This is a genomic window from uncultured Treponema sp. (assembly GCF_945873775.1).
Classification (GTDB): Bacteria; Spirochaetota; Spirochaetia; order Treponematales; family Treponemataceae; genus Treponema_D.
This window is the reverse complement of record NZ_CAMCEC010000012.1, coordinates 13,177-27,821: the sequence shown is the minus strand read 5'-3', so window position 1 is coordinate 27,821 and position 14,645 is coordinate 13,177. Positions and strand designations below refer to the sequence as shown.

The 14,645-nt window shown below is 40.0% G+C and carries 16 protein-coding genes; 13 read left to right on the top strand and 3 right to left on the bottom strand.

The genetic code is table 11. The features are described 5' to 3' along the window. The first annotated feature begins 54 nt into the window (after positions 1 to 54). From Q0N70_RS07395 to Q0N70_RS07370, 6 genes are all read left to right on the top strand, one after another. Entirely contained in the window at positions 55 to 837 is a 783-nt protein-coding gene (locus Q0N70_RS07395) for a helix-turn-helix domain-containing protein (RefSeq protein ID WP_294015405.1), read from the top strand. Positions 838 to 919: 82 nt separating this feature from the next. Continuing rightward, positions 920 to 1,513 (top strand): TetR/AcrR family transcriptional regulator, encoded by a 594-nt coding sequence (locus tag Q0N70_RS07390; protein WP_277300350.1) that lies wholly within the window; start codon positions 920 to 922, stop codon positions 1,511 to 1,513. A 16-nt stretch (positions 1,514 to 1,529) separates the two neighbouring features. Further along, entirely contained in the window at positions 1,530 to 2,225 is a 696-nt protein-coding gene (locus tag Q0N70_RS07385; RefSeq protein ID WP_277300351.1) for a DUF2271 domain-containing protein, read from the top strand. A 52-nt stretch (positions 2,226 to 2,277) separates the two neighbouring features. Beyond that, a complete protein-coding gene (locus Q0N70_RS07380) occupies positions 2,278 to 2,772 on the top strand; it encodes an isoprenylcysteine carboxylmethyltransferase family protein (RefSeq protein ID WP_277079107.1) in 495 nt (164 codons plus the stop codon). Between the two features lie 50 nt (positions 2,773 to 2,822). Next, the gene (locus Q0N70_RS07375) at positions 2,823 to 3,347 is read left to right on the top strand and encodes a flavodoxin family protein (protein WP_294015404.1); all 525 of its coding nucleotides are present in this window, start codon (positions 2,823 to 2,825) and stop codon (positions 3,345 to 3,347) included. A 387-nt stretch (positions 3,348 to 3,734) separates the two neighbouring features. Further along, the gene (locus Q0N70_RS07370) at positions 3,735 to 4,238 is read left to right on the top strand and encodes a hypothetical protein (RefSeq protein ID WP_273353158.1); all 504 of its coding nucleotides are present in this window, start codon (positions 3,735 to 3,737) and stop codon (positions 4,236 to 4,238) included. 10 nt (positions 4,239 to 4,248) lie between these two features. Here the strand turns inward: Q0N70_RS07370 and Q0N70_RS07365 are convergent, their stop codons facing one another. Continuing rightward, a complete protein-coding gene (locus Q0N70_RS07365) occupies positions 4,249 to 4,701 on the bottom strand; it encodes a very short patch repair endonuclease (RefSeq protein WP_294015403.1) in 453 nt (150 codons plus the stop codon). An 84-nt stretch (positions 4,702 to 4,785) separates the two neighbouring features. Here Q0N70_RS07365 and Q0N70_RS07360 point away from each other — a divergent pair, with 84 nt between their 5' ends. Genes Q0N70_RS07360 through Q0N70_RS07350 form a run of 3 tightly spaced genes read left to right on the top strand, consistent with a single transcriptional unit; the run spans position 4,786 to position 7,207 of the window. Continuing rightward, positions 4,786 to 5,940 carry a class I SAM-dependent RNA methyltransferase gene (locus tag Q0N70_RS07360; RefSeq protein ID WP_294015402.1) on the top strand — a complete coding sequence of 385 codons (1,155 nt, stop codon included), beginning with the start codon at positions 4,786 to 4,788 and terminating at the stop codon, positions 5,938 to 5,940. 3 nt (positions 5,941 to 5,943) lie between these two features. Further along, the gene (locus tag Q0N70_RS07355) at positions 5,944 to 6,546 is read left to right on the top strand and encodes a TetR/AcrR family transcriptional regulator (protein WP_294015401.1); all 603 of its coding nucleotides are present in this window, start codon (positions 5,944 to 5,946) and stop codon (positions 6,544 to 6,546) included. Between the two features lies 1 nt (position 6,547). Then, positions 6,548 to 7,207: a PrsW family glutamic-type intramembrane protease gene (locus tag Q0N70_RS07350; protein WP_294015400.1), complete on the top strand. Its 660-nt coding sequence runs from the start codon at positions 6,548 to 6,550 to the stop codon at positions 7,205 to 7,207. Between the two features lie 2 nt (positions 7,208 to 7,209). On the opposite strand, the gene Q0N70_RS07345 is transcribed toward Q0N70_RS07350, so the two are convergent. Further along, the gene (locus Q0N70_RS07345) at positions 7,210 to 7,614 is read right to left on the bottom strand and encodes a Fur family transcriptional regulator (RefSeq protein ID WP_294015399.1); all 405 of its coding nucleotides are present in this window, start codon (positions 7,612 to 7,614) and stop codon (positions 7,210 to 7,212) included. A gap of 78 nt (positions 7,615 to 7,692) precedes the next feature. Beyond that, positions 7,693 to 8,235 (bottom strand): ferritin family protein, encoded by a 543-nt coding sequence (locus Q0N70_RS07340; RefSeq protein ID WP_294015398.1) that lies wholly within the window; start codon positions 8,233 to 8,235, stop codon positions 7,693 to 7,695. Between the two features lie 268 nt (positions 8,236 to 8,503). On the opposite strand from Q0N70_RS07340, the gene Q0N70_RS07335 reads away from it, so the two are divergent. From Q0N70_RS07335 to rpiA, 4 genes are read left to right on the top strand one after another with little or no spacing between them, the layout of a single operon-like run. Then, a complete protein-coding gene (locus Q0N70_RS07335) occupies positions 8,504 to 10,291 on the top strand; it encodes a DNA repair helicase XPB (RefSeq protein ID WP_294015397.1) in 1,788 nt (595 codons plus the stop codon). Beyond that, a complete protein-coding gene (locus Q0N70_RS07330; RefSeq protein WP_294015396.1) occupies positions 10,288 to 12,384 on the top strand; it encodes a helicase-associated domain-containing protein in 2,097 nt (698 codons plus the stop codon). Before Q0N70_RS07335 ends, Q0N70_RS07330 begins: the two co-directional genes overlap by 4 nt. A 1-nt stretch (position 12,385) precedes the next feature. After that, a complete protein-coding gene (locus Q0N70_RS07325; protein WP_294015395.1) occupies positions 12,386 to 13,879 on the top strand; it encodes a type I 3-dehydroquinate dehydratase in 1,494 nt (497 codons plus the stop codon). Continuing rightward, on the top strand, positions 13,879 to 14,598 hold the full coding sequence (rpiA, locus tag Q0N70_RS07320) for a ribose-5-phosphate isomerase RpiA (RefSeq protein WP_273353168.1): 720 nt from the start codon (positions 13,879 to 13,881) through the stop codon (positions 14,596 to 14,598). The genes Q0N70_RS07325 and rpiA overlap by 1 nt, the downstream gene beginning before the upstream one ends. The last annotated feature ends 47 nt before the right edge of the window (positions 14,599 to 14,645 follow it).

Genomic DNA, 14,645 nt, shown 5'->3' with positions numbered 1-14,645 from the left:
CATATATCATAATATTCTGATTTTTTTGCGGACGACGGAAGGAAAACACAAAAAATGAAAAAGAACATGAACGATGAGCTTGCGCGCATAAAGTCCGAGCCTGCGCTCTCACAGGAGCTTTTCAGACGGCGGGAATATTCAATCTATCACCTGGAATACGACAAGGAGCTTGCGTTCTATGATGCTGTGAAGAAGGGCGACTTTGACCTTGTGAAACGCCTGATGCTTCCACTGCGCAACGAAAAGCTCGGAAAACTCTCGGAAAATCCGCTGCGGAACCTCAAGTATCATCTTGTGATAACGGTCGCGATGATAACCCGGTTCTGCATTGAGGGAGGTCTTCCGCCTGAACCGGCATATACCTTGAGCGACATCTACATCCGACAGATAGACAGCGCCGGGGACGAGGACACAATCACCATGCTGCACCGCGAGGCTGTATTCGATTTCACCAGCCGCATGAAGGAGCTCAAGGAAGTTCATGGACTTTCGCGCAGAACGACAGCCGCAATCGACTACATCTACGACCACCTGAACGAGAAAATCCAGCTTTTCCGGATGGCAGAGACGCTCGGCGTGAACAAGACATATCTCTGCGCTCTTTTCAGAAGGGAAACCGGAATCACAGTCGGGCAATATGTAATGAAGAAAAAAATCGAGGCGGCGGAGAAAATGCTTCTCTACAGTGAAAATTCATCCGCACAGATAAGCGCGCTCTTCTCGTTCAGCTCGGCAAGCCACTTCATAGAAATATTCAAAAAAGAGACAGGACTCACTCCGTCCCACTACCGAAAAATCCGGCGCAGCGCAGCATTCACCACAATGGCAGAAAAATAGGAATCCGAGAAAAAAAAGCTATTGACTATTTTATGTAACATTGTTAAGTTATCTGTGTTATATTATAAAAGGCGGAAGAATTATGAGGAATGCGAATCCTGAGCTGGTTTCTTCCATAAAAAAGCGGACACTTGAGCTTTTAATGGAAAAAGAACCTGAGGAAATCGGAATGAGGGAAATTGCCAAAAAGTGCGGCGTTTCAGCCACGGCAATTTATCATTATTATAGGGACAAGGACTGCCTTTTTCAGGCGATTTCGCTGGACTGTCTGAACCAGATAAATTCGGTGATTGAAGCCGCCGCGGAAAATGCCGCTTCTTCAAAGGAAAAGGTTCTTTCCGCAATCAGGGCGTTTCGCAACTGGAGCCTTAAAAATCCGCGGGTTGCCTCTCTTGTGATGGAAAAAATAAAATCCGCGGTGAATCTTCCGCCGGAAGAAACTGAAAAATTCTATGTCTGCAACCGCACTGGGGAAAAACTTCTGGAGCTTTGTATTGCAGAAGGAGTGGCGCGTTCTGAAAATCCCCGGCTGGATGTCGGTGTGCTTGTATTCGGACTTTGGGGCTGTCTTCAGTCCGTGATTTCGCGCAAGTCGGAAGTTGAATACTGGGAAAATTCCGAGCCGTTTACAGAACGTTTTATCAGTATGTGGGCGGAAAATATTTTTGTAAATTAAAAAACAGGAGAAAACTATGATTTTAAAATCAATCATCAAGAAAATTTTTGTGGCGGCTTTTGCGCTTCTGGTTTTTCAGCAGGTTTGGGCGGAAGAGAATTCTGAAATTCGGACTGCAAAGGTTAGGGTGCTTGTAACTCCGGGCAGCGAATGGAAGGGAAAATTTCCGCCGCAGTTTGCGCTGTGGATTCAGGATTCGGACGGAAACTTCAGCCGGACAATTTTTGCCACAAAAAGGGCCTCGAAGAAAAAATGGATTTTCGCGCCCAAAGACGGCCGCCCTGAATCGCTTCCTGTGTGGTATCATTCCTGCGAAAATTTCTACGTTCCGGAATCAAAGAATGAGATGGATGCGGTAAGCTCGGCTACTCCAAAAGGCAGCTTTGATGTTTCTCGGAAAATTCAGCTTGAGGAAGGAAAAAAATATTTTGTTTTTGCGGAAGTGAACAAAAGCTTTGATTACAACGAATTCTATCCAAAAGACGCCGGGAAGAATTCCGCGGAATATTCCGGTGTGAACGGTCAGCCTTCCGCAGTTTACCGCGCTGAAATCAGCCTTGAAAATCATGAGTCTAAACTGGAGCTTATTGGAACAGGCTCGCTCGACGGAAAAAGCGGCTTGATTGAAGACAAGACGGAAACTCTTACAACCGCAAAAAATCTTGTGGAAAAAATTGTAGTGAGCCTTGAAGTTTCCACAAAAACCTTGTAGAAATTCGGTAAAACACAGTTGACGTTTTTTGTCTTTTTATAGGAGTTTTTAAGTGAAAGAAAATAAAAAACATCTTCCTGTCATAGGAGTAGGTCCTGTTATCGTCGTGCCTCAAGTTGTTCTTTCTGCGGCAGGAATTTTCATCAGCACAAAAGAATTCCTTTCCTTTGCAAGGATTTCCGCATTTAGAATTCCGTTCACGGTTTTGGGAGTTGTTCTTATTATTCTGGGATTGTGTCTTTGGGTTTATGCGAATTTCAAGACGAAAATCGAAAGTCATATAAAGGAAAATACTCTTGCGACAGACGGCGTGTATTCGATTGTAAGAAATCCGATTTACAGCGCATTCTTTTTGGCCTGCACGGGAATTCTTCTGTTTCCTGCGAACCTTATTCTGCTTATCCTGCCTGTTCTGTTCTATTTTTACATGACGGTTATTATTAAAAACACAGAGGAAAAGTGGCTGAAAGCTCTCTACGGAAACGAATACGCCGAATACTGCAGAAACGTCAACCGCTGCATTCCGGGTTTTCCTAAAAAGAAATGAAAATATTGATTCTAAACGCCTCTCCAAAACCTTTAGGAACAATTTCTCAAATGCTAAAATTTCTTGAAGACGAAATTCGCCGGAAAAATCCATCCGCTGAAATTGAAAATATCCGCGTATCTTCACTGAAATTTTCCGCCTGCACAGGCTGCATGAAGTGCCGCTCTTGTGGAAAATGCGTTTTTGCCGGAGATGACGCAGATGTTGCAGGAGAAAAAATTGCAAGCGCAGATTTTCTTGTTGTGGCTTCTCCGTGCTGGTGGGGCAACATGACCGGCAGCTTGAAGTCGCTTTTTGACCGCAACGTTTTCCGCTTGATGGGAGAATCAAAGCACGGAATTCCGCTTGCGCTCCTCAAAGGTAAAGAAGCCGCAATCGTAACAGCCTGCACAACTCCGTTTCCGTTTAATGTGATTTGCAGGCAGTCACCGGGCGTTTTTAGTTCAATCGGCGAAATCCTAAAATCAGCCGGAATAAAAATCACCGCAAAAATCTGCGCGTCCGGAACAAAGCAAAAACCGGGACTTACAATGAGCAGAAAACGCAAGATTGTGAAGGTTGCTAAAAAAATATAAAAAAAAGGTTTTTAATTGCCCGAATAAAGACAGATAAATTCATTTAAATTAACTCCTGAGATTCACTCTGTTTCCTTGTTAAAGTGAATTGACGGATTAAATTACAAAATTCCTCCTGGCAGCGCGAAAAAAATGCGTATCGATGTTGATTTTACAGATTGTTCTCCTGTGTTTTCAATAGATTTTGGTTTAAGACTTTGAAAATAGGACATTGCTTTACAAAGAAAGGATATGCAAGGCGAATTGAGCGGTTGAAAAACTTGACGCAGAAAAAAGTCCGCAATATCGATTGTTTCTTCAAAAAATGGTACGCTCGCCATAGTCCCACTGTAACTGACTGGGACGGAAAATTAGTGGAAAAAAATTAAATATACAAGGAGCACATAAATGTCTGAAAATCTGCTTTCAAAAATTATTGCTGAACAGACCGAAATTCTTTTGAAGAATATAAATTCTGTTGTTCAGTCCGCAAATCTTGAGGCTGAATTTGACGGTTTGAATGCATCGCGCTTTATTTTCCATACACTGCATTCGCTCGACAAGTGGTTTGTGAACCCTGCGGAATACAAATATGATGAAAATTCTTCTGGCGGTGTCGCTGAAAATCTTAGTGTCATTTCAAGTTACCGTCAGGGTTTTGATGCTGCGCCGGGCGTTGTTATTTCTCGTGAAAATTTGGAAAAATATGCAGTGTCGGTTGCTCAAAAAATCCGAATCTATCTTGCAAAACTTTCGGATAAAATGCTTTCAGAAAAACTAGATGGTTGCGAATTCACACGGCTTGAGCTGATTCTTGGGCAGTTCCGCCATGTAATGTGTCATGCGGGAATTTCTTCTGCGATAAATGCTCAAAACGGAAACGGATGGCTCAAATATTTTGGTCTGGACTGAAATAAAAATTTCAGAATTCCCTGTAGTTTTCAGTCAAATCTTCTTCGAGCCACAGGGAAATTTCTTCTGTTACTTTTGAAAGTTTTTGAGCTTTTTGTTTTCCTGTTATTGAGCATTCCCAGACGACAGCGACTCTGTAGCAGTTGTCAAGATAAGCTGAAATCACTTTTTTGTCGCGCGCCATGTTCCTCTCAATTTTATTTTTCCAGTATTCAACATTTGTTTTTGGCAGCCTGAAAAGCCGGCAGTTCTTGTGTCCGTGCCAAAAGCATCCGTTGATAAAAATAACTGCGTTGTAATGCGGAAGAAAAATGTCCGGCGTTCCCAAATACCGCTTGTCGTTTTTCCTGAATCTGAATCCAGCTTTATGGAGCGCGCTTCTTAAAAAGACTTCGGGCTTGGTGTCTTTGCTGTGGATTTTCGCCATGTTCAAGCTTCTTTGTTCTGCGCTCAATGTGTCCATTTTTGTATCTTAATTTTGGCAAGATAAAAATTCAACCGGCGGGTTTTCTTGTGCAATTGAACATAAAATGTTAAAATGTCATTTATGAATACTTTTGTTGCTCTTTGCGCAGTTGGCGCGGAAAAAATCCTTGGAAATGAAATAAAACATTTGGGCTATGCTCTTTCAGGAAATGCTCCTGGCCGTGTTTCGTTTTTAGGCGACAATGATGCTTTGTACCGCTCAAATTTTTGTCTTAGGACGAGCGACAGAGTTTATCTTCAGATGGCTCGTTACAAAGCAGACAATTTTGATTCCCTTTTTGAAGGTTGCTATAGAATCGACTGGCAGGATTTTTTTAGAAAAGATGTTCGTGTTGTTGTAGATAAAGTGCGTGTTTATAAAAGCAGGATTAACAGCGAGCATACAATTCAGGGAATGATTCAAAAGGCAATTTATACAAAACTTGGAGATGTCTGGCGAATGAATTCTTTGCCGGAATCAGGAAGTCAGGCGGATGTGCGTGTTTATATGGAACGGGACGAAGCTGTGATTTTGCTTGATACAAGCGGACAGGCTTTGCATAAGCGTGGCTACAGAACTGAAAGCGGTGCAGCTCCGTTGCGGGAAACAACTGCTGCGGTTCTTTTGCAGGAAATGATGTGGCGCAGAAAAACTCCTTTGCATGATCCTTTTTGCGGAAGCGGAACAATTGCAATAGAAGCCGCTCTTTATGCCCACAATGTTGCTCCTGGGCTTGGAAGAAATTTTGCTTATGAAAATCTTTCTATATATGATGCTTCCCGCGCTCTTGAAATAAAAAAAGAAGAAGCTGCAAAAATCCGCACAGATGTTGAATGCCACATTGCCGGAAGCGACATAGATCCGTTTGCAATTGACCGTGCAAAACTGAATGCTGAGCACGCTTGCACAATGGCAGGAAGAGCCTTGCAGCTGATTGGAAGCGATATGCGCATTGAGCGTCCTGAATTTTTTGTGAGCGACTTTGAAAATTTGCATTCAGAATTTGAAAACGGACTTATACTTTGTAATCCTCCTTACGGCGAGCGTTTGGGCGATGAATTTCAGGCTGAAAGTCTTTACAAAAAAATGGGCAGCTTGATTTCAAATTTTGAAAACTGGCAGATGGGCGTTATTACAAGCCAAAAATCTTTTGAAAATTGTTTCGAAAAAAAAGCTTCCGCGGTAAAGCCTTTAAAAGCTGGAAATCTGGACACTTCTTTTTATATTTACAGGTAAAATATGGCGATTGTTGTTGAGCACGAAAAGCGCAAAAGGGAAATCCTTGAAAAATCATTTCAGCTTTTTATAGAAGATGGATACGAAGATGTTACTTATCAGAAAATCGCAGACAAATGCGGAATTACTCGTACAACTCTTTATATATATTTTAAAAATAAGCGCGAAATTTTTTTGTGGAGCATAAAGCAGCTTACAAACGATGTTGAGCAGGAGCTTATTGGAATTATAAAGAACAGCCAGATTGATTCCATAGAATGCCTTAAGCGAATTTTTTTGTGTATAATTGATATTGCGGAAAGCAACCGGGCATTTTTCCGTGTTTTAAAAATGTATCTTATGCAGCTCGAAAAAAGCGGCGTGGATATAAACGACCGTGTAACAAGGCGCGTTATTAGAATTCAGCATTTGATGAATATGGTTTTAATCCGCGGACAGAAAAAAGGCGAAATAAAAAATCTTCCAATAAAGGAAATAAACAGCCTGCTCTACTGTCTTTTGGAAACTTCAATTTTCCGGCTTGGAATTCTTAATCAGGAAAATCTTGATGAAATGCGTGGAACGGTTCAGTTTGTAATAGAGCAGTTCAGGGCGGAGAAAAAATAAAATGAATTTTACAAGTTTGATTCCACCGTTTTTAATTTGCACAATTCCTGTTTTGGCGGCGCTGGCTTGTATGGTTGTTCTCATAAAAGAATTCAAGCTTAGCTTTGGATTTATTGCAGTTTTCTGCGGACTTTTTGCCGTTGTTCCGATTTACGTGATTCAGTTTTTATTGGAAGCTTTCGGTCTGATTAATGTGCATTCTCTTTTTTCTGTTTTGATTAAAAGCATTTTTGTAAATGGCGTTGTTGAGGAAACAATAAAAATGGCGGTATTTTTTATTTTTCCTTCAAAGAAAATGTCGATGAAAGTTTTTTTTGCCTGCGCCGTTTTGAGCGGACTTTCGCTTGGATGCTTTGAAACTTTAATTTATATTGCTTCTGGAATTCAAAATCTTGAGCTTAGGCTTTTGACTGCGGTTGTTATTCATTCTTGCTGCGCTGGACTTTCGGGGCTTTTTGTTTTCAATTTGAAGAACGGAAATTTCAAGCTTTATCCGTTTGTTCTGGCGGTTTTGCTGCACGGAATTTACAATTATTTTGCGGGATTTAAAATGGACAGCATGTTCTTTTGGTTTTCGCTTGTTGTAGTTTTGGTTGCCGTTGTGGAATGCCGGATCCGTTACAGGGCAATGAATCCGGAAGGGCTGATTCTTTTTCAGTAGAATTAAGAGCAGTCTTTGCAAATTCCCCAGATGTTGGTCTGAATTTTTTCAGCTTTGAATCCGTCTTGCAAAAACTGCGGCGGAAGTTCGACCGGCTTAAAAATGTCGAAAATTTTTCCGCATTTTACGCATTTAAAGTGCAAGTGGTTTGAAGTGTCCGCATCGTATCTAAGTTCACCGTCTTCAATTGTAATTGTCTGCACAAGTCCGCATTCAGAAAACTGCTTGAGTGTGTTGTAAACTGTTGTGCGCGACAAAGTTGGCATTTGAGGAGAAAGAGATGTGTAAATTGTGTCAACGGTCGGATGCACTGGATTTTCCGCAAGAAATTTGTAAATTGCCATTCTTTGAACTGACGAGCGGATATTTTTTTCTTCTAGTTTTGCTGCGATTTGTTCGTGATTCATTTTTTTCTCTTGAAACTTTTTGGAATTTAAAAAACACCATGCAATGAAAATGTTTTCAATGCACAGTGTTTTTTTATTTTATTTGCTGAAATAACGCTGCATTATTCCTTTGAATCCTGCTCCGTGGCGCGCTTCATCTTTTGCCATTTCATGCACTGTGTCGTGAATTGCGTCATAGCCAAGTTCTTTTGCGCGCTTTGCAAGCTGAAGTTTTCCTTCGCAAGCTCCGGCTTCCGCATCAGCTCTCATCTGAACATTTTTCTTTGTTGAATCAGTAAGAACTTCTCCAAGAAGCTCTGCGAATTTTGCGGCGTGTTCGGCTTCTTCAAGAGCGTAGCGTTTGTATGCTTCTGCAATTTCTGGGTAGCCTTCGCGGTCTGCCTGGCGGGACATTGCAAGGTACATTCCAACTTCTGAACATTCACCGGCAAAATTTTCACGGAGTCCTTTTACAACTTCTTCATCTAAGCCTTTTGCTGAACCAACCTGATGCTCGCAGGCGAATCCTTTTGTTTCAACCATTTCATTGAAAGCATTTTTTGCATGGCAAACTGGACATTCTTCCGGCGCATTGTCTCCTGTGTGAACATATCCGCATACTTTGCAAACCCATTTTTTCATAATAACCTCCTAAGTTCCTTACACTTGATTATTTATAAATTTGTATTTATTACAATAATGATATTATTATAATAAATTTATTTTGTCAACAAAAATTTGACAAATTTAAATTCCGGGCTTAAAATAAAAATGTCGGAAAACTCTTGTTGTTTTTCATAGATAGACTCTCCTCAAAAAGCCGGTTTGTCGTTGGCAGGCCGGTTTTTTATTTGTGCGCTTTGCCAGAAAATATTGTAAGCCTTGCCGATTCATTATATAATGCACTGATATGCCTGAAAGCGAAAATCCTTTAATTGTTCAGTCTGACAGAACTCTTCTGCTTGATGTTCATGCGCCTCGTGCTGAAGAATGCAGGGCTGCTTTGATTCCTTTTGCGGAACTTGTGCGCTCTCCTGAACATTTGCATACATATCAAATTTCATCTCTTTCATTGTGGAACGCTGAAAGCTCAGGATTTACAGGCGAACAGGCAGTTGAAGTTTTAAAAAAATTTTCACGCTATGAAATTCCGCAGAGCGTTGTTGTTTGGATTGAAGAAACTTCCGGGCGTTTTGGAAAACTCAGGCTTGTTCAAGGTCCTTCCGTGGAAAATTCAGACGGAATAAAAGAAGAATATCTTTATCTTGTTTCAAATTCTCCGTATGTTTTTAAGCAGATTGAAGCCAACGCTTTTGCCAGAAAATTTCTTGTTCCGTGTGAATGTTCAGAAGAATTTTCGGCAGGACTTTCAGAAAAAGAAAAAACTTTTTGCTTTAAACTTTTGCTTACGGATCGCGGAATTGTTAAGCAGAATCTTTTAAAAATTGGCTGGCCTGTAAAAGATGATGTTCCGCTTCAGGATGGATTTCCTCTTGAAATAAATTTGCGGAAAACAACTTTGGATGGGCGGCCTTTTGAAGTGCGTGAATATCAAAAAGCTGCGGCAAATGCGCTGGTCGGAAACAAAGGACCGGGAACTGGATTCGGCACAATTGTGCTTCCTTGCGGCGCGGGAAAAACGATTGTCGGCATGGAAATAATGAGCCTTTTAAAGACCAACACGCTTATTGTAACCACAAATATTACAGCTGTTCATCAGTGGATAGATGAGCTTATTGATAAAACTGATTTGGATGCAAGCCAGATTGCGGAATACACTGGAGAAAATAAAACTATAAAGCCTGTAACGGTTGCCACTTATCAGATTCTTACTTGGCGTCCTGACAAAAACGGTCCGTATCCGCATTTTTCACTTTTCAAGCAGAACAACTGGGGGCTTGTTATTTATGATGAAGTCCACATGATTCCGGCTCCTGTTTTTAGAGTTGCCGCTGAACTTCAGGCTGTGCGGCGTGTCGGGCTGACTGCGACTCTTGTGCGCGAAGATGGCTGCGAAGGCTACGTTTTTTCTTTGGTTGGCCCTAAAAGATATGATGTTCCTTGGAAAGAGCTAGAAAAGGCAAAGTGGATTGCAAAGGCTGAATGCATTGAAGTTCGCCTTGGGCTTCCAGAAAATAAAGAAATTGAATATGCGGTTGCAGGGAATAGAGAAAAGCACAGAATTGCAAGTGAAAATCCTTTGAAAAATAAAATTGTTCAGGAGCTTGTTGAAAAATTCAAGGATGACAAAATTCTTATAATCGGGCAATTTTTAACTCATCTTGAAATTCTTGCCAAGCTTTTGAATGTTCCGATTATTACCGGCAAAACAAAAAACTCCGAACGTGATATAATTTATGACGATTTTCGAAGCGGAAAAATACGTGTGCTTGTTGTCAGCAAGGTTGCGAATTTTGCAATCGATTTGCCGGACGCGAGCGTGGCAATTCAAGTGAGCGGAACTTTCGGTTCAAGGCAGGAAGAAGCTCAGCGGCTTGGAAGAATTCTTCGTCCAAAAGAAAGAACTTCAAGATTTTTTACTTTGATTACGCGCGGAACTGTTGAAGAAGATTTTGGAAGCAACCGACAAAAATTTTTAGCAGAGCAAGGATATTCCTATAGAATTGTCCGCTACGAAAATGAAAAAAGTTTTGATGACCTTGAAGTTCCGATTCAAATCGAAGGATGTGGCCAATGAATTTAGATGCAAAAGTTCAAAAGATAATTCAATGGCGTGAAAGTTTTTGCACTTTGCCGGACAAATTTTTTTTCGAGTTGGTACGTATTTATCTTGGAGAAGTAAAAACTCCTTACAACAAGCAAAAGCTGGCGGAAGAAATAGGAGCTTTTCTGCGCAAAAAAGAAACCCGGGATTCAATTGTAAAATTTCTTGACGGTACGGATATAAAAATTCTTACAGCGATAAAATTTTTAAACGAGCCTGACATTGAAAAACTTGAAAAATTTTTTTCATCTTCAATTCAGCAGGGAGATTTTTACAGCGCAGTTGCAAGCCTTGAAGAACGTCTTTTGATTTTTTCTGTCCATGTAAAAAATGAAAAGAATTTAATAAAAATAAATCCGTATCTTGAAGATGATTTGAGCGGCTTGTTGAATTTGCAAAATTTGATAAGTCCAGAAAACGAAAAAAAATTTCCTGAGCGCCGACTAAAAATTTCTTCTGATCTTCTTGCGGTTTTTATCTGCTATATTTCAAGCCATCCTGATATTTGCAAAAACAACGGGGAACTTAAAAAGAAAGCGTCTTCTGACTTGGCTGAAATTTTTCAGGAGAATTTCAACAAGGAATTTTTTGAAACACTTTTTAAAGCTCTCAAAAATCTTCATCTTGTCCAGGAAGATTCTGAAGGCAAAGGATTTTTTGTTGACTGGCAGAGGCTTGAGCTTTTCTCGAATTTGACTTTTGGGAATCAGGTTGCTTATATTTGCGCTGCTTGCACAGGTTCCTTTTCCCGAAGCATGATTTTGTCTAGCGCGGAAATTTTTTTCAAGACACTTTCATTTTTAAAGCAGGAAGTTTATACAAGACAGAAAATTCTTCAGATTGCTTTTTTGCTAAAAGACAAAAATTCTCGTTACTCTGAAAATTCTTTTAGCCGGTTTTCAAGAATTGTTGCGTTTGGCTCTTCTGCGGAAAATTCTTCTGTTGATTCAAATTTTTTGGATGCGATGCTTGACTGTGCGATTGAACTTGGAATTCTCGATTCAGTTTCTGAAGGTGAAAATGAATTTATTTGTGTGAATCAAATTTTTGAAGAAAAAAAATCGCAAGGTTCTTTGAGCATTGACGCAGGTTTTTCGGTTACTGTTTTGCCGGGATTTTTGCTTTCGGAGCTTGTTCCGCTTATAAAATTTCTTTGTCCAAAAAAATGCGATACAGTTGCTGTTTTTGAAATTACGCGCCAGTCTGTTTTAAAAGCTTTTGATTTTGAAATGACAAAAGATCAGATTTCCGCAATTTTAAAAAAATACTCGCATTATGAAATTCCGCAGAATCTTTTGGTTTCGCTTGATGAATGGGCTGATTCTTATAATTCGGCTTCTCTTTACAAAGGCTACGTTTTAAAAATCCGTCCTGAAAATTCTATCGTAATTGAAAAAAAACTTTCATCTTATATTGTTGAAATTTTGTCGCCGGGAATTTTTCTGATGAATTTTTCATCCGATGAGCAGGCAAGAAATTGTGTCGAGCGGCTTGGACTTGATTTTGTTGGAAATGTAAAATCCGCAAAAAAAACTGCGCCAGCTTTGGGCTTTCCAGAAATTGAATTTGATTCTAAAATTTTGCCTTGTTCTTCTGAAAGTATTCCTGAGGAAAATTCCATAGCTTCCGGTTCAAAAAAAGAAGTTTCAAAAATTCTTGAGGATTTAAAAAATCAGCTGGAAAATATTTCAGCTTCCGCAGAGCAAAAAGAAGGACTTGAGGAGCGCATAAAACGACGCGTGGTTTTGTCTTCGGATCAGCTTCGGCCTGAAAGCGTTAAGTTTGAGCTTACCGAGGCAAGCGGAATGAATTTTACAGGGAAGCTTAGAGTTTTGGAAAGCGCAGTTCAAAATGAAGATTTGGTTGAGCTTGAAATGTCTACAACAAAAGAAATTTTAATAGGCGTTCCAAGGGCTGTTGTAAAAAACCAAGTTCTTTTTTTAGTTTGTAAAAATCCTGAAACAAATTCAGTTGAAGAATACGAAGTTTCAATTGCCTTGATTTCGAAAGTAAAAAAAATCAGGAGTTCGGCTTCATTTTTAAATTTAGTTGCAAAGGAGTCTTGAAATGGAATCGCCAAAAATTTGTCTTACGCTGACAGGAAAAACTCTTGCAGAAGACTTGGAGCTTCTTAACAAATATAGAAGTTATGTTGACATGGCGGAGCTGCGTGTTGATTTTTTGAATCAGGATGAGCGGCTTTATGCAAGACGGTTTCCTTCAATGGCTGGTTTGCCGTGCATTTTGACAATCAGGCGTGAAATAGACGGTGGAAAATTTGTAGAAGGAGAATCTGCCCGCACAATTCTTTTTGCCCGCGCGCTTTCTTTTGCCGATGAAGATAAAACTAAAAATTTTGCCTATGTTGATTTTGAGGAAGATTTTCATATTTCAAGTCTTGAAGATGCGACTCTTGCCTTTGAGACAAAAGTAATCCGAAGTTTCCATGACATGAAAAATCCGGTAAGAAATATTTTGGAGCGTCTTAAGGAACTGAATCCTTCTGGACTTGAAATTCCAAAAATTGCATTTATGCCGCACAGTCTTGACGATGTTACAAATCTTTTTGAGCAGGCTTCGAGGATTTCTGGAAACAACCATATTCTGCTTGCGATGGGAACAATGGGAATTCCAACTAGAGTTCTTGGCGCAAAGCTGAAAAATTTTTTGACATATACTTCCGCGCCGGAATCCATTCAAAATACTTCAAATATTGCCCATTTGGATGCTGTAAAACTTGGCGGACTTTACAGAACAAAATCTATAAATGAATCAACTAAAATTTTTGGAATTACCGGCTGGCCGCTTTCTGGAACTTCAAGTCCTGAGCTTCATAATACAGGATATTGCCGCCATGGAATGAATGCCGTTTATATTCCTTTTCCAGCTGAAAAATTTGAGCAGGCAATTGATTTTTCTGAGCAAGTCGGAGTGCAGGGACTTTCTGTAACTGTTCCGCATAAGGAAGCTGCTCTTGCAAGGGCTGATTTTGTGGACAATGCCGCGCTTGAAATAGGCTCAAGCAATACATTGATAAAAAAAGACGGAAAATGGCTTGCGTACAATACTGATGCGGAAGGATTTTTAAAAGCTTTGCTTGAATTTTTGAATTTAAAAAATCTAAAGCATAAAAAAATTTCTATAATTGGAGCTGGCGGAGCTGCAAAAGCAATTGCGTATGCAGTTTATAATTCCGGCGGAAAAGCCTGCATTTTTAACCGCACTTTGTCAAAGGCAAAAGAACTTGCTGAAAAATACGATTTTAAATATGCTCCGTTGAATTTTGAATCAGTTTCCACGATTAGAAAATATTCAGACGTGATTATTCAGACCACATCAAAAGGAATGCATTGCGAAGAGCCTTCTAATCCAGAAAATGATCCGCTTTATTTTTATGATTTCACAGGAAAGGAAGCTTTGTTCGACATAATTTATATGCCGAAAGCAACTCCGATAATGGTGCGCGCAAGGGAGGCTGGCTGCAAAATCTGCAATGGATTCAGCATGCTTCTTTATCAGGGATATAGGCAATTTGAATTATATACAGGAGTTGAATACTGATGGGTATTTCTAAAGACGAACAAAAAATTTTAGCCGCGACAACAGCAGTTGATTCTTTAATCAAAGAAGGAAAAATTTTCAGCGGAATGAAAATCGGACTTGGAACTGGCTCTACTGCAATGCCGGCTGTAAAAAGATTTGCGCAGAGAATTGAAGACGGAACTTTAAAAGATATAAAAGCCGTTGCAACAAGTTTTCAGACTACATTGGCCTGCGAGGAACTTGGAATTCCAGTTTACACGTTGAACGACAAAGCAATAAATGGAACTCTTGATCTTGCAATTGACGGTGCGGACGAAATTGATCCAAACAACAATCTTATAAAAGGCGGCGGCGCGGCATTGCTTCGTGAAAAAATCATTGCGTATAATTCGGCAAGATTTGCCATTGTTGCGGATTCTTCAAAAGATGTAAAAAGCCTTGGAACAGGTTTTGCTCTTCCTGTTGAAATTATAGCCGAAGCCAGAGTTCCTGTAATTAAAGCTTTAGAAAAACTTGGCGCGGAATGTGTGCTTCGGGAAGGCGTAAAAAAAGCAGGTCCTGTAATCACAGACAACGGAAATCTTATTTTGGACTGTAAATGGAAGTTTCCGGTTAATCCGCATGAAATGGAAGAAAAGATCGATGGAATAATCGGCGTTGTTGAATGCGGATTTTTTACAAAGATAAAGCCAGAAGTTTTTATTGCAAAACCTGACGGAACTGTTGAGCGCCGCTAGTTTGCTTTGCAACTTGAATTTAGGGGCAACTTCAATTTATAATCGTA